At 72.3% G+C, this 19,258-nt stretch carries 17 protein-coding genes; 4 read left to right on the forward strand and 13 right to left on the reverse strand.

The genetic code is table 11. The annotated features are described in order from the left end of the window. Positions 1–741 (forward strand): GntR family transcriptional regulator, encoded by a 741-nt coding sequence (locus tag ACWCPF_RS22965; protein ID WP_451046917.1) that lies wholly within the window; start codon positions 1–3, stop codon positions 739–741. 137 nt (positions 742–878) lie between these two features. On the opposite strand, the gene ACWCPF_RS22970 is transcribed toward ACWCPF_RS22965, so the two are convergent. The 5 genes from ACWCPF_RS22970 to rpe form a co-directional block, all read right to left on the reverse strand. After that, positions 879–1,322: an Lrp/AsnC family transcriptional regulator gene (locus tag ACWCPF_RS22970; protein ID WP_351920614.1), complete on the reverse strand. Its 444-nt coding sequence runs from the start codon at positions 1,320–1,322 to the stop codon at positions 879–881. 4 nt (positions 1,323–1,326) lie between these two features. Beyond that, positions 1,327–2,766, reverse strand: a complete 1,440-nt coding sequence (locus ACWCPF_RS22975) for a GuaB1 family IMP dehydrogenase-related protein (RefSeq protein WP_451046993.1) — start codon at positions 2,764–2,766, stop codon at positions 1,327–1,329. Between the two features lie 131 nt (positions 2,767–2,897). Next, complete coding sequence (locus ACWCPF_RS22980) at positions 2,898–3,203, reverse strand: barstar family protein (protein WP_451046918.1); 306 nt, start codon at positions 3,201–3,203, stop codon at positions 2,898–2,900. Positions 3,204–3,348: 145 nt separating this feature from the next. Continuing rightward, positions 3,349–4,392, reverse strand: a complete 1,044-nt coding sequence (locus ACWCPF_RS22985; protein ID WP_451046919.1) for a sugar-binding transcriptional regulator — start codon at positions 4,390–4,392, stop codon at positions 3,349–3,351. A 90-nt stretch (positions 4,393–4,482) separates the two neighbouring features. Then, positions 4,483–5,169 carry a ribulose-phosphate 3-epimerase gene (rpe, locus tag ACWCPF_RS22990; protein ID WP_451046920.1) on the reverse strand — a complete coding sequence of 229 codons (687 nt, stop codon included), beginning with the start codon at positions 5,167–5,169 and terminating at the stop codon, positions 4,483–4,485. A 161-nt stretch (positions 5,170–5,330) separates the two neighbouring features. On the opposite strand from rpe, the gene ACWCPF_RS22995 reads away from it, so the two are divergent. Beyond that, the gene (locus ACWCPF_RS22995; protein ID WP_451046921.1) at positions 5,331–7,457 is read left to right on the forward strand and encodes an MMPL family transporter; all 2,127 of its coding nucleotides are present in this window, start codon (positions 5,331–5,333) and stop codon (positions 7,455–7,457) included. Between the two features lie 14 nt (positions 7,458–7,471). Beyond that, the gene (gene argG, locus ACWCPF_RS23000; protein WP_451046922.1) at positions 7,472–8,926 is read left to right on the forward strand and encodes an argininosuccinate synthase; all 1,455 of its coding nucleotides are present in this window, start codon (positions 7,472–7,474) and stop codon (positions 8,924–8,926) included. A gap of 126 nt (positions 8,927–9,052) precedes the next feature. Here argG and ACWCPF_RS23005 read toward each other — a convergent pair whose 3' ends face one another. After that, entirely contained in the window at positions 9,053–10,480 is a 1,428-nt protein-coding gene (locus tag ACWCPF_RS23005) for an RsmB/NOP family class I SAM-dependent RNA methyltransferase (protein ID WP_451046923.1), read from the reverse strand. A 126-nt stretch (positions 10,481–10,606) separates the two neighbouring features. Then, complete coding sequence (gene fmt, locus ACWCPF_RS23010; protein ID WP_451046924.1) at positions 10,607–11,539, reverse strand: methionyl-tRNA formyltransferase; 933 nt, start codon at positions 11,537–11,539, stop codon at positions 10,607–10,609. 231 nt (positions 11,540–11,770) lie between these two features. Here fmt and ACWCPF_RS23015 point away from each other — a divergent pair, with 231 nt between their 5' ends. Continuing rightward, complete coding sequence (locus tag ACWCPF_RS23015; protein WP_451046925.1) at positions 11,771–12,328, forward strand: hypothetical protein; 558 nt, start codon at positions 11,771–11,773, stop codon at positions 12,326–12,328. 545 nt (positions 12,329–12,873) lie between these two features. Here the strand turns inward: ACWCPF_RS23015 and ACWCPF_RS23020 are convergent. The 6 genes from ACWCPF_RS23020 to ACWCPF_RS23045 all read right to left on the reverse strand — a co-directional run bounded on the left by ACWCPF_RS23020 (position 12,874) and on the right by ACWCPF_RS23045 (position 19,241). Continuing rightward, positions 12,874–15,045: a primosomal protein N' gene (locus ACWCPF_RS23020; RefSeq protein ID WP_451046926.1), complete on the reverse strand. Its 2,172-nt coding sequence runs from the start codon at positions 15,043–15,045 to the stop codon at positions 12,874–12,876. A gap of 114 nt (positions 15,046–15,159) precedes the next feature. Beyond that, positions 15,160–16,368 carry a methionine adenosyltransferase gene (gene metK / locus ACWCPF_RS23025; protein WP_451046927.1) on the reverse strand — a complete coding sequence of 403 codons (1,209 nt, stop codon included), beginning with the start codon at positions 16,366–16,368 and terminating at the stop codon, positions 15,160–15,162. A gap of 240 nt (positions 16,369–16,608) precedes the next feature. Continuing rightward, the gene (coaBC, locus tag ACWCPF_RS23030) at positions 16,609–17,811 is read right to left on the reverse strand and encodes a bifunctional phosphopantothenoylcysteine decarboxylase/phosphopantothenate--cysteine ligase CoaBC (RefSeq protein ID WP_451046928.1); all 1,203 of its coding nucleotides are present in this window, start codon (positions 17,809–17,811) and stop codon (positions 16,609–16,611) included. A gap of 111 nt (positions 17,812–17,922) precedes the next feature. Further along, positions 17,923–18,195 (reverse strand): DNA-directed RNA polymerase subunit omega, encoded by a 273-nt coding sequence (gene rpoZ, locus ACWCPF_RS23035; RefSeq protein ID WP_003988945.1) that lies wholly within the window; start codon positions 18,193–18,195, stop codon positions 17,923–17,925. Between the two features lie 68 nt (positions 18,196–18,263). Further along, positions 18,264–18,857, reverse strand: a complete 594-nt coding sequence (gene gmk, locus ACWCPF_RS23040; RefSeq protein ID WP_451046929.1) for a guanylate kinase — start codon at positions 18,855–18,857, stop codon at positions 18,264–18,266. A 60-nt stretch (positions 18,858–18,917) separates the two neighbouring features. Beyond that, a complete protein-coding gene (locus ACWCPF_RS23045; RefSeq protein WP_003977346.1) occupies positions 18,918–19,241 on the reverse strand; it encodes an integration host factor in 324 nt (107 codons plus the stop codon). Between the last annotated feature and the right edge of the window lie 17 nt (positions 19,242–19,258).

The raw sequence follows: 19,258 nt of genomic DNA on the forward strand, positions 1-19,258 counted from the left end.
ATGGCTGCGCGACATGAGGAGATCGCCGACGAGCTGCGTCGGGCGATCGACCGCGAGGAGTACACCGTGGGCGCGCTGCTGCCCGCCGAGACCGACCTCGCGGCCCGGTACGGCGTCTCGCGCGGCACGGTCCGCCAGGCGGTCGCCGCCCTCACCGCCGAGGGCCTCATCGGCTCCCGCCAGGGCGCCCGCCGCGTGGTCCTGGCCAGCCGCCGCAGCCAGAGCTTCGCCGAACTGCGCAGCTTCGCCCAGTGGGCGCGCGCGATGGGCCGCGAGGCGACCGGCCTGGTGGTCGCCCAGGAGTACCGCCCGGCGAGCACGGAGGACACGGTACGACTCCAACTCGCCCCGGGCGCCCAGGTGTTGCAGGTCCTGCGGGTACGCGGGCTGGACGGCGAGCCGGTGCTCCTCGAACGGACCGTGTACGCCGACTGGATCGCCCCCGCCGTCGAGCCGATCGAGCCGGACTGCCCGTCCGTCACCCAGCGACTGCTGGACGACACGGGGCTGGTCTTCGCCTACGGCGAGCATGTGATCGACGCGGTGGCGGCGGGGGCGCAGGACGCCGAACTGCTCGGCGTCCGCCGCACCAGCCCGCTGCTGCGGGTCCGCCGGGTCACCACGACGTACGAGGGCCGCCCGGTCGAGTGGTCGGACGACCGCTACCGCTCGGACGCGGTGAGGTTCAGCGTGCACAACTCGATCGACAACAACGCCCTGGCCCGCAAGCCTGCGACCTGAGACAGAGGCAGCGCCCCGAAGGGGCGCGGGGCGCTGACATCTGCGGCTCCGCCGCGCGGGCGCGACCGGCCACGACGGCGCCGCAGCAAAACGACGGACACATCGCGGCACTTCCAGCGGAACGCCCAGCGGAGCGCTTACGTCGGCGAGAAGCGGCGGAGCAGCGGGGAGAGGACCAGCACCGACTTCGTGCGCTCCACGAAGGGCTCCCCGGCGATCCGCTCCAGGACCCGCTCGAAGTGACGCATGTCGGCGGCGAAGACCTGGGCGACCGCATCCGCCTCACCGGTGACGGTGGAGGCGGCCACGACCTCCTGGTAGCGCTCCAGGCCGCGCTGGATGGTCTCCGGGGAGGTGTTGCGCCGGCAGTAGATCTCGACGAACCCCTCGGTCTCCCAGCCGAGGGCCGCCGGGTCGACCCGCACGGTGAAGCCGGTGATGGCCCCGGTGGCCCGCAGCCGGTCCACGCGCCGCTTGACGGCGGGCGCGGACAGGCCGACCAGCTGCCCGATGTCCGCGAAGGACCGGCGGGCGTCCTCGGCGAGGGCGTGGACGATGCGTTCGTCGAGATCGTTCAGCACGGCGTCACCAGCTGGAGTGCAGCGGCTTGCCCTCGGCGTAGCCGGCCGCGCTCTGGATGCCCACGACGGCCTTCTCGGCGAACTCCTCCAGGGAGGCCGCGCCGGCGTACGTGCAGGAGGAACGGACGCCCGCGATGATCGAGTCGATCAGGTCCTCGACGCCCGGCCGGGCCGGGTCGAGGAACATCCGGGAGGTGGAGATGCCCTCCTCGAACAGCGCCTTGCGGGCGCGGTCGTAGGCCGACTCCTCCGACGTGCGGTTGAGCACCGCGCGCGCGGACGCCATGCCGAACGACTCCTTGTAGGGGCGGCCGTTCGCGTCGTGCTGAAGGTCGCCGGGCGACTCGTAGGTGCCCGCGAACCAGGAGCCGACCATCACGTTGGACGCGCCCGCGGCCAGCGCCATGGCGACATCGCGGGGGTGGCGGACACCGCCGTCGGCCCACACGTGCTTGCCGTGCTTCCTCGCCTCGGCCGCGCACTCCAGGACGGCCGAGAACTGCGGCCTGCCCACGCCGGTCATCATGCGGGTGGTGCACATCGCGCCGGGGCCGACGCCGACCTTGATGATGTCCGCGCCCGCGTCGATCAGGTCCTTGACGCCCTCGGCGGAGACGATGTTGCCGGCGACGATCGGCACCTGCGGGTCGAGCGCGCGCACGGTGCGGACCGCGCTGATCATCGACTCCTGGTGGCCGTGCGCCGTGTCGATGACGAGCGTGTCCACGCCCGCGTCGAGCAGCTGCTTGGCCTTGCCCGCGACATCGCCGTTGATGCCGACGGCCGCGGCGATGCGCAGCCTGCCGTCCTTGTCGACGGCCGGCGTGTACAGCGTGGCGCGCAGGGCGCCCCTGCGGGTGAGGATGCCGGCGAGCCTGCCGTCCCGGTCGACGGCGGGGGCGTAGCGCCGGTTGGCCGCGTCGAGCGTGTTGAAGGCCTCGCGCGGGTCGATGTCGGCGTCGAGGAGCAGCAGGTCCCGGGACATGACGACCTCGAGCTGTGTGAAGCGGTCGACCCCGCTCAGGTCCGCGTCGGTGACGACGCCGACCGGACGGGAGTCCCCGTCGACGACGACGCCCGCGTTGTGCGCGCGCTTGGGCAGCAGCGCGAGCGCGTCGGCCACCGTCTGGTGCGGGGCGAGCACGATCGGGGTGTCCAGCACCAGGTGCCGGCTCTTGACCCAGGCGACGACGTCGGCGACGACGTCGATCGGGATGTCCTGCGGGATCACCACGAGGCCGCCGCGCCGGGCCATGGTCTCGGCCATCCGGCGTCCGGCGACCGCGGTCATGTTGGCGACGACCAGCGGAATCGTGGTGCCCGTGCCGTCCGGGGCGCCCAGGTCCACGCCCTGGCGCGACCCGACGGCGCTGCGGCTGGGCACCATGAAGACGTCGTCGTAGGTGAGGTCGTACGCGGGCTGGATGTCGTTGAGGAAACGCACGTGCTGCACATCCCAGTCGTTCAGAGGTGACCCCCGGACAGGTCAGCCAGGGGGAGAAGCACGTACTTGATTGTCCCACGCGGGCCGTGCCGCGATCCCCGGACCGAACGTCCAGGCAGCTCACCGGGGTATTAGGAGGATCCTCCGAGGGCGAGCACGATCGACAGGCCGACGGCCTGGTTCACCGCCGAGGAGAACACCTCCTGCGCGATCTCCCACTCCTCCGGCCGCTCCTTCGCGTACGACCGCCAGTTCCGGACGACGACCAGGACCGGCCCGGACTCGGGCCCGTCCGGAAGGTCGGTGAGGCTGTCGGCGAGGGCGTCCCAGTTGCGCCCGAACCAGTCGGGCAGCTCCAGATGCTTGGCGCAGCGGTCCATCAGGGCCGCCTTGTCCGTGACCCCGTCGAGGTCCAGCGTGAGCACGTGCTCCGTCATCCGGCACCGTCCTGAAACGATCGTGGTTGTGGGGGGGGGGAACGAGCGAGGTGGGGAACGAACAAGGGGAGGGGGACGAACGAAGGGGGACGAACGAGGGGACGGCCGTGGCGACCGCCCCCTCATGACCTGCGGCAAGGGCCGGTCAGATCCCGTCCGGGTCCGTCCGGTTGAGGGCGGGCTTGGGCGTCGGGCCCGCCGTCATCAAATAGTCGGCCGCGGAGGTGTCCGTGACCAGGCTGGTGACGAGCCCGGACCGCAGCACGGCGTCGATCGCGGCCGCCTTGCGCTGGCCGCCCGCGATCGCGACGACCTCGGGGACCCGGCGCAACTGGTCGGCCTTGACCGTGATGCACCGCTCGCCCAGGTCGCGTCCGACCCTGCGGCCCTCGGAGTCGAAGAGGTGCGCGGACATCTCGGCGGCGACCCCGAGCGAGGCGTAGTGGCCCCGCTCCTCGTCGCTGAGCATGTCGTGCACCGTCGAGATGCCCGCCTCCCAGGAACCGATGGAGACACAGGCGACCGTGACCTTGTCGAAGTACTCGAAGGCCCGGGCGATCCCGGTCTGGTGGCGCAGGGCCTGCGCGGTGGCCGCGTCCGGCAGCAGCATCGGCGCGTAGATGGGGTGCGCGTCGCCGCCGGACACCTGGGCGGCGCGGCGGACGGCCTCGACCGAGCCGCGCTCGGCGGTGCCGGCGTCGTACACACCCGTCAGCTGCACGACCGTGCAGGGCGGCAGCCGGTCCAGCGCCGCCGCCATGTGAATCGTGGACCGGCCCCAGGCCAGCCCCAGTACATCCCCCTCGTTGACCAGTTCGCCGAGCAGCTCGGCGGCCACTTCCCCGAGGTTCTCGGGGTCCGTGCTCTCCGCGGCCTCGGCCGGGGACTCGACCACGACGGCGTGCCTGAGGCCGTAACGGGCGCGGAGCGCGTCCGAGCGCTCCGCGTCCAGTTCGGCCGGCACACGGATCTCGATCCGTACGAGATCCCGTTCGAGGGCGGTCTCCAGGACCCGGGCCACCTTGAAGCGGCTGACGCCGAACTCCTCCGCGATCTGGATCTTGGACTTGCCCTCGAGGTAGAAGCGGCGGGCCATGGCCGCCGCCTGCACCAGCTCAGCGGGTCCCATCCGCATGGCTGACCGGCCCGCCGACATACCCGACACGGCGATCTCCTCACTGCTGTTCACACTCTGGATACGCCGTTCATCCTCGCAGATCCGGCGCAGTTGATCAGCTCTGATGGGAGCCGTTCACATTCCTGTCGGTAAGTGGTTGGTTCAGTGTTCACAAGCCCAGGAGGCCCCGGCGGTCGCGGCCTCCGCCTGAGCCCGCAGGCCACGGACCGCCGCGGCCGGGTCATCGGCCCCGTATACGGCGGAACCGGCCACGAACACGTCCGCGCCCGCCTCGGCGCAGCGCTCAATCGTGGCGGCCGAGACCCCGCCGTCGATCTGGAGCCAGAGGTCGAGGCCGTGCTTGCTGATCAACTCGCGGGTGCGGCGGATCTTCGGCAGCATGATGTCGAGGAACGCCTGGCCCCCGAAGCCCGGTTCGACCGTCATGATCAGCAGCATGTCGAGTTCGGGCAGCAGGTCTTCGTACGGCTCGATCGGCGTCGCGGGCCGGAGCGCCATGGAGGCCCGGGCGCCCTTCGCCCGGATCTCGCGGGCGAGTCGCACGGGCGCGGCAGCCGCCTCGACGTGGAAGGTGACGGACGAGGCGCCCGCCTCGACGTACTGCGGGGCCCAGCGATCGGGGGCCTCGATCATCAGATGGCAGTCCAGCGGAGTGTCCGTCGCACGGGCCAGCGACTCTACGACCGGCACACCTAGCGTGAGGTTCGGGACGAAATGGTTGTCCATGACGTCGACGTGGAGCCAGTCGGCTCCTTCGACCGACTTCGCCTCGTCCGCAAGGCGGGCGAAGTCGGCGGACAGGATGCTGGGGTTGATCTGCACGGCCATGCCCCAAGCCTGCCATGCCCTCCGGGGGTCGGCGGCATCGGTCCTGGATGGTTGCGGTCAGTTGTCGGCACACGGCCGTCCGTGGCTGGTCGCGCCCGCGCGGCGGAGCCGCAGATGTCTCAGCCCCGCGCCCCTTACGGGGCACGCGTGCCGAGGTGGCCATGACTGGGGACCGTGGGGTCGGGCATCTGGTGTGTGGGCGGCGGGCGAAGTGGGTGGTGCTCGGGTTGTGGGTGGTGCTGCTGTTTCTGACGGCGCCGTTCGCCTCGAAGCTCACCGACGCCCAGGACAACGACGCGGCCTCCTGGCTGCCGGGGTCGGCCGAGTCGACCCAGGTGCTGGAGATCTCGGAGGACTTCCGGCCCGAGCAGATCCCCGCGGTCGTCGTCTACGCCCGTGAAGCCGGTCTGACGGCACAGGACCGGGCGCGGATCCGCCAGGACGTCGTCGAGCTCAAGCAGCTCACCGATCACGGCATCCGGGGCGCCGAGACGCGCGGCCCGGTCTACGACCGCCCGGTCGACCCGCGCGCCGCCCAGGTCCATGTGCCGATCACCATGGACGAGAAGGGCTGGGAGCGGATCGCCCCGGCCGTCGACTCGATCCGTGGCATCGTCGGCGGCGGCGGGGCCGGCATGGCGGTGCACATCACCGGACCCGGCGGCACCTCCGCCGACTTCTCCGAGGCCTTCGAGGGCATCGACTCGACCCTGCTGCTGTCGGCGATGGCGGTCGTCATCATCATGCTGCTGATCACGTACCGCAGCCCGACCCTGCTTCTCGTCCCGCTGCTGGCCGTGGTCGCCGCGCTGTTCACCGCGCAGGCCGTCATCTACTTCCTGGCCGAACACGCGGGTCTGACGGTGAACGGCCAAAGTGCCGGGATCCTGACGGTGCTCGTGTTCGGCGCGGGGACGGACTACGCCCTGCTGCTGGTGGCCCGCTACCGGGAGGAGCTGCGCCGGCACGAGGACCGGCACGAGGCGATGGCCCTGGCGCTGCACCGGGCGGGCCCCGCCGTGCTGGCCTCCGGCGCCACGGTCGTCCTGAGCATGCTGGTGCTGCTGGCCGCCGAGATGAACTCCACCAGCGGTCTCGGCCCGGTCGCGGCGATCGGGGTGGCGGTGGCGCTGCTGGCGATGATGACGCTCTTCCCCGCCCTGCTGGTGATCTTCGGCCGCTGGATCTTCTGGCCGGTGATCCCGCACTTCGGCGCCGCCGACCCGACCGAGCACGGCGTCTGGGCCCGCACGGGCCGGGGCATGGCCCGCCGCCCGCGCATGATCTGGGCCGTGACGGCGCTCGTCCTGGCGCTCTGTTCGCTCGGCCTGATCCAGCTGCGCGCGGAGGGCATCAGCAACGCGGACGCCTTCACCGGCACGCCCGACTCGGTCACCGGCCAGGAGGTGTCCGAGAAGTACTTCCCGGCGGGCAGCGGCGATCCGCTCGTCATCGTCTCGAACCAGGCTCAGGCCCGGCAGGTGGGCCAGGCGGTGGCCGACACGGAAGGCGTCGTGCCGACGTCGCTCGGGCTGCCGCCGGGCACGAAACCGGTCCACGACGGCCAGGTGCTGTTCGAGGCGACGATGTCCGACCCGGCCGACAGCGAGGCCGCGAAGCGGACCGTGGAGCGGGTCCGGGACGCCGTGCACGCGGTGCCCGACGCCGACGCCCAGGTGGGCGGCGGCACGGCGGCCCTGCTGGACATGGACGAGGCGACCACGCGCGACAACCTGGTGATCATCCCGCTGGTCCTGGTCGTGGTGCTGCTCATCCTGTGCGGTCTGCTGCGCGCCCTGATCGCCCCGCTGCTGCTGGTCGGGACCGTGATCCTGTCCTTCGCGGCGGCCCTGGGCATCAGCGCGCTCGCGTTTCGCCATGTCTTCGACTACGCGGGCGAGTCCACGGACTTCCCGCTCTTCGTCTTCGTCTTCCTGGTGGCCCTGGGCATCGACTACAACATCTTCCTGACCACCCGCATCCGCGAGGAGGCCGCCCGCCAGGGCACCCGGCGGGGCGTGGTGACGGGCCTGGCGGCGACCGGCGCGGTGATCACCTCGGCGGGTCTGGTCCTGGCCGGCACGTTCGCCGCCCTGGGCACCCTGCCCATGGTCGCCTTCGCGGAGATCGGCTTCGCGGTGGCCCTGGGCGTCCTGCTGGACACCTTCGTCGTGCGGTCGGTGCTGGTCACCTCGCTGTTCCTGGACATCGGCCCGAAGGTGTGGTGGCCGAACCGGCGGGCGAAGACCGAGGAATCCCAGGGCTCTTTGCATGACCATGCGAGTTGATGCATAATCTTCCTATGTCCAAGGTCCTCACCTCCCTTCCCGCCGGCGAGCGCGTCGGCATCGCCTTCTCCGGCGGGCTCGACACCTCGGTCGCGGTCGCGTGGATGCGCGACAAGGGCGCCGTCCCGTGCACCTACACCGCCGACATCGGCCAGTACGACGAGCCCGACATCGCCTCGGTGCCCGGCCGCGCGATGAGCTACGGCGCCGAGATCGCGCGCCTGGTCGACTGCCGCGCCGCGCTGGTCGAGGAGGGCCTGGCCGCGCTCACCTGCGGCGCGTTCCACATCCGCTCCGGCGGGCGCGCCTACTTCAACACGACGCCGCTCGGCCGCGCCGTCACGGGCACGCTCCTGGTCCGCGCGATGCTCGAGGACGACGTCCAGATCTGGGGCGACGGCTCGACCTTCAAGGGCAACGACATCGAGCGGTTCTACCGCTACGGCCTGCTCGCCAACCCGCACCTGCGGATCTACAAGCCCTGGCTGGACGCGGACTTCGTGACCGAGCTGGGCGGGCGCAAGGAGATGTCGGAGTGGCTGGTCGCGCATGACCTGCCCTACCGGGACAGCACGGAGAAGGCGTACTCCACCGACGCCAACATCTGGGGCGCCACCCACGAGGCCAAGACGCTGGAGCACCTGGACACCGGCGTGGAGACCGTCGAGCCCATCATGGGCGTGCGGTTCTGGGACCCGACGGTCGAGATCGCCCCCGAGGACGTGACGATCGGCTTCGACCAGGGCCGCCCGGTCACGATCAACGGCAAGGAGTTCGCCTCCCCCGTCGATCTGGTGATGGAGGCCAACGCCATCGGCGGCCGGCACGGCCTGGGCATGTCGGACCAGATCGAGAACCGGATCATCGAGGCCAAGAGCCGCGGCATCTACGAGGCCCCGGGCATGGCCCTGCTGCACGCCGCCTACGAGCGGCTCGTCAACGCGATCCACAACGAGGACACCCTCGCCCAGTACCACAACGAGGGCCGGCGCCTGGGCCGCCTCATGTACGAGGGCCGCTGGCTGGACCCGCAGGCACTGATGATCCGCGAGTCGCTGCAGCGCTGGGTCGGCGCGGCCGTCACCGGCGAGGTCACCCTGCGGCTGCGCCGCGGCGAGGACTACTCGCTGCTCGACACGACCGGCCCGGCGTTCAGCTACCACCCGGACAAGCTGTCGATGGAGCGCACCGAGGACTCCGCGTTCGGTCCGGTGGACCGGATCGGTCAGCTCACCATGCGCAACCTCGACATCGCCGACTCGCGCGCCAAGCTGGAGCAGTACGTCGGCCTCGGCCTGATCGGCACCGGCAGCCCCACCATCGGCGCCTCCCAGGCGGCCGCTACCGGACTGATCGGCACCATGCCGGAACTGCCGGAGGGCGGCGCCGAGGCCATCGCCTCCCGCGGCGAGGTCTCCGAGGACGAGGCGCTGCTGGACCGCGCGGCGATGGAGTTCGGCACGGACTGACCCGCACGGGAAGGGACCACGGACCACAGAGGCCGGCTCGACGCCCAGGGCGTTCGAGCCGGCCTCTGCCGTTCTGGTGGCGCCCGGCGCTTGTGGTGGCGCCCGGCGCTCAGCCGGTCTTCTTGATCAGCCGGTCTTCTTGATCAACGCCAGGTACATGGCGTCGGTGCCGTGCAGATGCGGCCAGAGCTGGATGTCGGGCCCCTCCCCCAGCGCCGGCACGCCGGGCAACAGGGGCCGCGCGTCGATCAGTTCGGCCTCCGGGTACTGCTTGAGCACGTCGGAGACGACGGCCCGGGTCTCCGCGAGATGCGGCGAGCAGGTCGCGTACCCGACGACGCCCCCGACCCGGACGGAGTCCAGCGCGGTCCGCAGCAGCCCGCGCTGCAGCGGCCCGAACCCGTCGAGGTCCTCCGGCCGACGCCGCCAGCGCGCCTCGGGCCGTCTGCGCAGGGCGCCGAGCCCGGTGCACGGCACGTCCATCAGCACCCGGTCGAACGACCCGGGCCGCCACGGCGGCCGGGTCCCGTCGGCGGCGATGACCTGATACGGCCCCGGATTCCCGGCCAGCGCCTTGGCGACGAGCCCCGCCCGGTGCGGCTGCTTCTCGGAGGCGAGGAGGGCGGCCCCCCGCTGGGCGGCGAGGGCGGCGAGCAGCGCGGCCTTGCCGCCGGGCCCGGCGCATCCGTCGAGCCACTTCTCGTCCGGTCCGTCGATCGGCACGTTGGCCAGTGCTAGCGCCACCAGCTGACTGCCCTCGTCCTGCACACCGGCCCGCCCGTCCCGGACGGCGTCGATCGCGCCGGGCTCACCGCCCTCGGTGAGCCGCACCGCGTAGGGCGACCAGCGCCCGGCGACCGCGGCCTCCTCCCGGAGCAGTTCCTCGGTCGTGGCCCGCCCGGGCCGGGCGACGAGCGTCACCTCGGGCCGCTCGTTGTCGGCCTCCAGCAGGTCCTCGATACCGGCCCGCCCGCCGCCGAGGGAGTCCCATAGCGCCGAGACGACCCACCGCGGGTGCGAGTGCACGACGGCGAGATGGTCCTCGGGGTCGTCGTCGTAGGGCGGAGCGACCTTCTCGATCCACTCGTCGAGATCGTGCGCCGCGACCTTGCGCAGCACCGCGTTGACGAACTTGGCCCGCCCGTCGCCGAGCACGATCCGGGCGAGGTCGACGGAGGCGGAGACTGCGGCATGGGTCGGGATGCGCGTCCCGAGCAGCTGGTGCACGCCGAGGCTCAGCACGTCGAGGACCGGCGGATCGACCTCGCGCAGCGGCCGGTCGACACAGGCGGAGATGACGGCGTCGTACGTCCCCTGCCGGCGCAGCGTCCCGTAGACCAGCTCGGTGGCGAGGGCCGCGTCCCGCGCGTCGAACTTCTCGGGCCCCTCCTTCTCGCGCGCTTTGCGCAGCAGCGGCGGAAGCACGAGGTTGGCGTACGCGTCCCGCTCGTCCACCGCCCGCAACGCCTCGAAGGCGAGCAGACGGACGGGGTCCTTCTGGGGCCGGCGGTAGGGCTTGCCCGGCGGGCGGGAACGGCGGGGCTGATCGCTCACGAAAAGGTGCTCCGGATTGCAGGATGAAAGACGCGTCCAGCGTACGTCGACGACGTCGCGGCAGGGCTCGGCGGGTTCGCAGGCTTGGCGGGTTCGCGGGTTCGCGGGTTCGCGGGTCCGGCGCTGTTACGCGCCGACGACCTCGGCGTCCCCGATGCGGGCGCCCCGCGCCCAGTCCGCGGCGCGCATCGGCTTCTTGCCCTGCGCCTGCACCCACAACAGCTCGACGGCGTACGAGCCCGTGCCGACGTGCACGCTGTTCTTGCCGACGGCGAGCGCGCCCGCGGCGAGATCGGTCCGCTCGGGCGCGGGCTGCACGTGGATGAGCTTGAGCCGCTCGCCGCGGAAGACCGTCCAGGCGCCGGGAGCGGGAGTGCAACCGCGCACGACGCGGTCGACGCGGAGCGCGGGCGCGGCCCAGTCGACCTGCGCGTCCTCGACGTTGATCTTCGGCGCGAGGGTGATCCCCTCGGCCGGCTGCGGGACCGCCTTCAAGGTGCCGTCCTCGATCCCGTCCATGGTCGCGGCGAGCAGCCCGCTGCCCGCGAAAGCGAGCCTGGTGAGCAGGTCGCCGCTGGTGTCGGTGGGCCGGATCTCCTCGGTCACCGTCCCGTACACCGGCCCGGAGTCGAGCCCCTCCTCGATGAGGAAGGTGGAGGCGCCGGTGATCTCGTCCCCGGCCATGACGGAGTGCTGCACGGGGGCCGCGCCACGCCAGGCGGGCAGCAGCGAGAAGTGCAGGTTGACCCAGCCATGGGCCGGGATGTCCAGCGCCACCCGGGGCAGCAGCGCGCCGTAGGCCACCACGGGACAGCAATCCGGCGCAATCTCCTTCAGCCGCTCCAGAAACTCCGGATCCCGAGGCCTGACGGGCTTCAGCACCTCGATCCCCGCCTCCTCGGCCCGCTGGGCCACAGGGGAGGCGACCAGCCGCCGCCCCCGCCCGGCCGGCGCGTCGGGCCGCGTGACGACGGCGGCCACCTCGTGCCGCCCGGAGGCGAGGAGAGCGTCCAGAGCGGGAACGGCGACCTCGGGGGTGCCGGCGAAGACGAGCTTCATGAGTGGGCGGGACCTCTCGGGAAAACGGACGACGGGCAACGCACAAGTTTAGGACGGACGAACGGAACGGCCCCGTCGGCGGGAACCCCCCACGGGAGCCGCGTGCACCCCGCCCCGGGGGGCGTACGCATATGCCCATACGCCCCCACACCGTGACCAGCGGAGCGAACCCGCGTTGGTCAAGAAAGAGTTGACCACACCTTCTTCAACGCCGGTTCGAGAGGCTTGTTCATGGCCGACCATGCAACCCACGACGCCCAGGCCCGGGCCAGCCTGCACTTGCTGGTGCGGGACATCGAGCGGGTCCGCCGGCAGGTGGACGCACTGCGCACCCTCACCGCCCAGCTGGGCAACGTCTACCGCCCGCGCCGCTCCGGCCCCTCCACGGGCTTCGTCGTCTACGGACGCGCCCCCGCCCCGACGGTCCGGCTCGCCCAGGAACTGCGGGACAGCGTCGAGACGCTGGTCACCGCCGCGGTGGACTTCGACCGTTCGCTCGGCTTCTCGTGGGACGCGGTGGGCTCCGCGCTCGGGGTCACCAAGCAGGCGGTCCACCGCCGCTACGGCGCCCGCCGCGCCACCGCTTCCGGCACCGCGACGGCGACCACCGCCGAGGCGGAGCGGCCGACGGAGCCGTCCGGCGCCCGCACGGTCAGCGTGAACACGGGCCTCCCGACGGTTCCCACGGTCCCCGCCGCCCGCTCGATGCCGACCCAGCCGACGGCCGGCAGCCCGTCGCTGCGCGAGGAAGTGAGGCCGACGGCCTTTCCCGGCCCCCGCAACGGCTGACCCACCCCGCCCCGCCCCTGCCCTCTCGGCCCACCCGAGAGGGCAGCCGCACACCCGCCCCGCGTCCACCCCCGACACCCGACGCCCGGGCGGATCGATCCACCCCCACGACAGCTGCCCCACCCCACACAGCCCTCACCGGACGCCCGGCAGATCCATCCACACCCGCACCACAGCTGCCCCACCCCACACAGCCCTCACCTGACGCCCGGCAGATCCATCCACACCCGCACCGCAGCTGCCCCACACACCTCCGCCCCTCGGCCACCCGAGAAGACAGCCACACACCAGCCTCCCATCGGCCGCCCTCACCCGACGCCCGGCGGAGCCATCCACACCCGCACCACAGCTGCCCCACACACCCCCGCCCCTCGGCCCACCCGAGAAGACAGCCACACACCAGCCTCCCATCGGCCGCCCTCACCCGACGCCCGGCGGAGCCATCCACACCCGCACCGCGGCTGTCCCACCCCGCGCGAGCCGACCGGTCCACCGGTCCACCCGCGAAGGCAGCCGCACGCCAGCCCCCATCCGCCGCAGTCGCCTCACCCGATGTCCGGCGGGTCGATCCGTACCCGCACTCGTGCGGTCTCCTCTCCGCCTCGGGCCATTCGGGCCGCCTGTGCCGTCTTCAGGGCGGCGGCCAGCGCGGCGCCCCGTCCCGGCGGCACCCGGACCAGCGCCCGCTCCCACTCCTCGCCGGGTGGCGGCGCCCCCGGCCGCCGGGGCCGCCCCGCAGGGCCGGCCGACACCGGAACCGGCCCCAGCACCTCCGCCTCCCGAGGCAGTTCGACGGCGCTCAGGAACCCGGCCACCGCCTCCGCCGTCCCGGACACCGCCGCCATCCGCGACACCGGCGGAAAGCCCAGCTCGGCCCGCTCGGCGAGTTCGCGCACCGCATGCCCGACGGGGTCCCATCGCACCAGCGCCTGCACGGGCCGCAGGGTCGGCTCGGCGACGACGACCACGGTGCCGCCGTCCCCCTGCGGCCGCACGAGCGCGGCGGCCGCGATCCAGCGGCGCAGCGCGTCCTCCCCGGCCCGCAGGTCGGGCCGCCCCAGCATGGCCCAGCCGTCCAGCAGCAGCGCGGCCGCATAGCCGCCCTCGGCGACGGGCTCCGCCCCGGGGGTGGACACGACGAGCGCGGGCGTCCCGGGCACGGTGTCCAGCACCTGTTCGCGCCCCGACGTCCGCACCGGGACGGCGGGAAACGCCCGCCCCAGTTCCTCGGCCGTCCGCCGCGCCCCCACGATCTGGGCGCGCAGCCGGAACGACCCGCAGTCGGGACAGTGCCAGGCGTTCTCCTCCCGCCCGCACCACCCGCACCACAGCGCGCCCCCGTCGCGGCCGCCGTCCCGCGCCTCCAGCGGTCCGGAGCAGTGCCGGCAGCGGGCGGCGGCGCGGCACTGCGCGCAGGCCATTCGCGGCACGTACCCCCGCCGGGGCACCTGCACGAGCACCGGGCCGTGCCGCAGCCCCTCCCGGACCGCCTGCCAGGCCAGGGTGGGCAGCCGGGCGGCCCGGGCGGCCTCGTCGCGGGCGAGGTCCTGGTCGCCCACGGTCCGCACCAGCGGAGCGCTGCGCCGGACCTCCTCGCGCGCGGCGACCAGCGGCCGCGCCCACCCGCTCTCGACGAGCTGGGCGGCCTCCACGGTGCAGCTCCAACCCCCCAGCAGGAAACCGCACTTGTCCTGCGCGGCCCGCAGCAGCAGGACCTCCCGGGCATGGGGCTGCGGCGCGTGCTGCTCGCTGTGGCTGTCGTCCCCGTCGTCCCAGAGCGCGACCAGCCCGAGGTTGCGCACCGGTGCGAACATCGCCGCGCGTGTCCCGACGACCGCCCGCACCGACCCGCGTCGCACGGCGAGCCACTCCCGGTACCGCTTCTCCGGCCCGGCGTCCGCGGTGAGGTGCGCATGCCGGCCCGCGCCCAGCAACGCCGTCAGCGCCGCGTCGACCCGCGCGGCGACCCGCCCGTCCGGTACGACGACCAGCGCCCCGCGACCGGAGGCGAGGGTCGCGGCGACGGCCCGGGCGAGCCCCTCGCTCCACTCGGGCCCGGGCAGCGCGTTCCACACCGCGCGGGGCGCGCCCCCGGACGCCAGCGACTCCAGAAACGCGCCTCCCCGCTCGTACCGCTCCCAGGTGCCGGCCTGCGGTGCGTCCGGCGGCGGCAGCGGCGCGGGCGACGGCTTCTGCTCGGCGCGTGCGTTGCGCGGCGGCACGGCCAGCTGCAGCACATCGGCCAGGCTGCCCGCGTACCGGTCCGCAACGGCCCGCGCCAGCCCCAGCAGTTCCTCGCTGAGCACCGGCTCGGGCGACACCACCTGCGCGAGCGCGGCGAGCGGCCCGGCGTAGTCCGACGCGGCGAGCCGCTCGACGAGGAACCCGTCGATGAGTCCGCCGCCCTCGCGCCGCCCTTCGCGCACCCGCCCGCGCCCGGCGCCGAAGCGCACCCGCACCCGCACGCCCGGCTGCGCGTCGGCGTCCAGCTCGGCCGGCACCGCGTAGTCGAAGTACCGGTCCAGATGCAGCACGCCCTTGTCGACGAGCACCCGCGCGACCGGCAGCTCCCCGGCCAGCGCGGCCCCCCGCCACGTCCGGGGCTTGGCCCGGGGCACCTTGGCCTGCCGCACGCTCTCCCGGATCAGCGCGAGTTGCTCCGGCGGCGCGCCCTCCCCGGCCGCGCCGCCGCCCCCCTGCCCGTTCTCGCTGCTCACACCTGCATTCCTACCAAAGACCACTGACAGACGCCGAAGCCCGGCCTCCCCGAGGGAAGCCGGGCCCCTGCGTCAGTGCAGGCGGAACAGGCGGTACACCGAGCCGGTGCGGTCCTACAGGCCCGCGGCCTTGCGCAGCGCGTCCACGCGGTCGGTGCGCTCCCAGGTGAAGTCGGGGAGCTCACGGCCGAAGTGGCCGTACGCGGCGGTCTGGGCGTAGATCGGGCGCAGCAGGTCGAGGTCGCGGATGATCGCGGCCGGGCGGAGGTCGAAGACCTCGTCGATGGCCTTCTCGATCTTCTCGGCGTCGACCTTGGCGGTGCCGAAGGTCTCGACGAAGAGACCGACCGGCTCGGCCTTGCCGATCGCGTAGGCGACCTGGACCTCGCAGCGGGCCGCGAGCCCGGCCGCCACCACGTTCTTCGCCACCCAGCGCATCGCGTACGCGGCCGAGCGGTCGACCTTGGACGGGTCCTTGCCCGAGAAGGCGCCGCCGCCGTGCCGGGCCATGCCGCCGTAGGTGTCGATGATGATCTTGCGACCGGTGAGGCCGGCGTCGCCCATCGGGCCGCCGATCTCGAAGCGGCCGGTCGGGTTGACCAGCAGACGGTAGTTCTCGGTGTCGAGCTTGATGCCGTCCTCCAGGAGGGCCTTCAGCTCCACCTCCACGACGAACTCGCGGATGTCGGGGGCCAGCAGCGAGTCCAGGTCGATGTCGGACGCGTGCTGCGAGGAGACGACGACGGTGTCCAGGCGGACCGCCTTGTCGCCGTCGTACTCGATGGTGACCTGGGTCTTGCCGTCGGGGCGCAGGTAGGGGATGGTCCCGTTCTTGCGGACGTCCGACAGGCGCTTCGACAGCCGGTGCGCGAGGAAGATCGGCAGCGGCATCAGGGTCGGCGTCTCGTCGGAGGCGTAGCCGAACATCAGGCCCTGGTCGCCGGCGCCCTGACGGTCCAGCTCGTCCTCGTCGCCCTCGACGCGGGACTCGTACGCGGTGTCGACGCCCTGGGCGATGTCCGGGGACTGCGCGCCGATGGACACCGAGACGCCGCAGGAGGCGCCGTCGAAGCCCTTCTTGGAGGAGTCGTAGCCGATCTCGAGGATCTTCTCGCGCACGAGCTGCGGGATCGGCGCGTAGGTCTTGGTGGTGACCTCGCCGGCCACATGCACCAGGCCGGTCGTGATCAGGGTCTCCACGGCGACCCGGGAGGTCGGGTCCTCGCGCAGCAGGGCATCGAGGATGGTGTCGCTGATCTGGTCAGCGATCTTGTCGGGGTGACCTTCGGTCACAGACTCCGAGGTGAACAGGCGACGGGACACAACGCTCCCTGGGGTTGCAGCGGCTGCTGGCTGATCATTGGCGGACGCGACGGGAGCTGCGCCCGGCGTCGTCCGAGAACAGTTTATCGGTCCTGCCCCGCCACCGGCCCACCTGTCTCGCCTCTCGGGAGCGCTGTGACCTGCGGCACGGGCATTCTGCCGAATGCCGAACACCCTTGGCCAGGGCACCACACCCCGAATCGAGCGTGGTGACCGGCAACGGCGAAGCGCATCAAACAGTCAGCTCAGCCGCTGCGCCACCAGGTCCCATACGGTTTCGGCCAGGGCTTCCTTGGGGCCGTGCGCCACGGGGGTTTCGCTGCCGTCGGCGCCCAGCACGAGGGCCTCGTTCTCCTCGGAGCCGAACGTCTTGCGCTCCCCCACCTCGTTCACCACCAGCAGATCGCATCCCTTGCGACGCAGCTTGGCCCGGCCGTTGGCGAGGACGTCGTCGGTCTCGGCCGCGAAGCCGACGACCACCTGATCGGTCCGCGCCCGATCGGCCGATATCTCCGCGAGAATGTCCGGATTACGTACAAGAACGATCGGTTCCGGTTCCTGTCCGTCTTTCTTCTTGATCTTTCCGGTCGCGTATGTCTGCGGACGGAAGTCGGCCACGGCGGCGGCCATCACGACCGCGTCGGCGTCGGCGGCCGCCTTCAGGACCGCCTCGCGCAGTTGCACGGCCGTGCCGACGTGGACGACGTCGACCCCGGCCGGGTCGGGCAGGCCGGTGTTCGCCGCGAGCAGGGTGACCCGGGCGCCGCGCGCTGCGGCGGTGCGGGCGAGGGCGTAGCCCTGCTTGCCGGAGGAGCGGTTGCCGAGGAACCGGACCGGGTCGAGGGGCTCGCGGGTGCCGCCGGCGCTGACCACCACATGCCGGCCGGCCAGATCGGGTTCGCGCACTCCGCGGGCCAGCACCCGGCGGCAGACCTCGAAGATCTCGCCCGGGTCGGGCAGCCGGCCCTTGCCGGTGTCGACGCCGGTGAGGCGGCCGACGGCGGGCTCGATCACGACGGCGCCCCGGCGGCGCAGCGTGGCCACGTTCTCCTGGGTGGCCGGGTGCTCCCACATCTCCGTGTGCATCGCGGGCGCGAAGACGACCGGACAGCGGGCCGTGAGGAGGGTGTTGGTGAGGAGGTCGTCGGCGAGCCCGTGGGCGGCCTTGGCGAGCAGGTCGGCCGTGGCCGGGGCGACCACGACCAGATCGGCGTGCTGGCCGATGCGGACGTGCGGGACCTCGTGGACGTCGTCCCAGACCTCGGTGGAGACGGGGTGGCCGGAGAGGGCGGACCAGGTGGCGGCGCCGACGAAGTGCAGTGCGGAGGCGGTGGGGACGACACGGACGTCATGCCCCGACTCCGTCAGCCTGCGCAGCAGCTCACAGGCCTTGTAGGCGGCGATTCCGCCGCTGACCCCCAGGACGACCTTGGGCTTGTCCACCGTCTCTCCCCCGTCTCTGCGCGGCTCGGCAACGTACGAGTCCATCACACACCACAGGCCCGGCAGCAGCACTGCCGGGCCTGTGGATAAGTCACACGCGATCTGAAAGTACTACTGCGCGGGGCCCTCAACAGCCTCGGACGTCAGCAGACCGGCGTTGATCTCGCGCAGCGCGATGGAGAGCGGCTTCTCGTGGACATGGGTGTCCACGAGCGGACCGACGTACTCGAGGAGGCCCTCGCCGAGCTGCGAGTAGTACGCGTTGATCTGGCGGGCCCGCTTGGCCGCGTAGATCACGAGGCTGTACTTCGAGTCTGTGGCCTCGAGGAGCTCGTCGATCGGCGGGTTGATGATGCCCTCGGGCGCGGAGATGGAAGAGGACACGCTCTACCTTCCGATGGATGGGAAAAGACCGGTCGTGATCACCGTGCCGGTGGTTTCAGCACGAACGATCACACAACATCCATCAAGGCTAGCAGCTCACGCGCCACGTCCTCGACGGAGGTGTTGACAAGGGTCACGTCGAACTCCGGCTCGGCCGCGAGTTCGATCTTCGCGGCCTCGAGCCGGCGCTCGATCACCTCGGGCGGTTCGGTGCCCCGCCCGGTCAGTCTGCGCACCAGCTCCTCCCAGGAGGGCGGAGCCAGGAACACCAGCTGGGCCTCCGGCATGGACTCGCGGACCTGCCGCGCGCCCTGGAGGTCGATCTCCAGCAGCACCGGCTCGCCCGACTCCAGGCGCTCCAGCACGGCCGCGCGCGGAGTGCCGTAGCGGTTGCCGGCGAACTCGGCCCACTCCAGCAGTTCGCCGTTGGCGATCAGCTTGTCCATCTCCTCGTCGGTGACGAAGAAGTAGTGGACTCCGTGCCGCTCACCGGGGCGGGGCCTACGGGTCGTCGCCGACACCGAGAGCCAGACCTCGGGGTGTTCCTTGCGCATATGAGCGACGACCGTGCTCTTGCCGACCCCTGAGGGGCCGGAGAGCACGGTCAGCCGCGGACGTACGTCCGGGGGCTCGGGGGTCGTCCCCCGGAATGTTGCAGCCATGCAGCGATTATTCCAGCAATCCCGGAGTGCCCGGGACTCCCTTCCCGCAGGACCCGGGAATCAGGAGCCGGTGCTGCCGAACTCACGCTCCAGGGAAGCGATCTGGTTGGAACCGAGGCCGCGCACCCGGCGGCTCTCGGAGATGCCGAGTCGCTCCATGATCTGCTTGGCGCGGACCTTGCCCACGCCCGGAAGCGACTCCAGGAGGGCGGAGACCTTCATCTTGCCGATGACGTCGTTTTCCTGACCCTGCTTGATGACCTCGTGAAGCGAGGCGCCGGAGTGCTTCAGTCGATTCTTGACCTCGGCCCGCTCCCGGCGAGCCGCGGCGGCCTTTTCGAGCGCGGCTGCGCGCTGTTCGGGGGTAAGGGGCGGAAGAGCCACGCCTACGTCACCTCGGA

The organism is Streptomyces sp. NPDC001858 (assembly GCF_053594615.1).

What these genes read in the sequence shown, in the direction of transcription:
- ACWCPF_RS22965 (WP_451046917.1), top strand. Translation starts at nt 1, where the DNA reads ATGGCTGCGCGACATGAGGAGATCGCCGACGAGCTGCGTCGGGCGATC.
- ACWCPF_RS22980 (WP_451046918.1), bottom strand. Translation starts at nt 3,203, where the DNA reads ATGACGGAGCACGTGCTCACGCTGGACCTCGACGGGGTCACGGACAAG.
- rpe (WP_451046920.1), bottom strand. Translation starts at nt 5,169, where the DNA reads ATGGCCGTGCAGATCAACCCCAGCATCCTGTCCGCCGACTTCGCCCGC.
- ACWCPF_RS22995 (WP_451046921.1), top strand. Translation starts at nt 5,331, where the DNA reads ATGACTGGGGACCGTGGGGTCGGGCATCTGGTGTGTGGGCGGCGGGCG.
- argG (WP_451046922.1), top strand. Translation starts at nt 7,472, where the DNA reads ATGTCCAAGGTCCTCACCTCCCTTCCCGCCGGCGAGCGCGTCGGCATC.
- fmt (WP_451046924.1), bottom strand. Translation starts at nt 11,539, where the DNA reads ATGAAGCTCGTCTTCGCCGGCACCCCCGAGGTCGCCGTTCCCGCTCTG.
- ACWCPF_RS23015 (WP_451046925.1), top strand. Translation starts at nt 11,771, where the DNA reads ATGGCCGACCATGCAACCCACGACGCCCAGGCCCGGGCCAGCCTGCAC.
- gmk (WP_451046929.1), bottom strand. Translation starts at nt 18,857, where the DNA reads ATGGCTGCAACATTCCGGGGGACGACCCCCGAGCCCCCGGACGTACGT.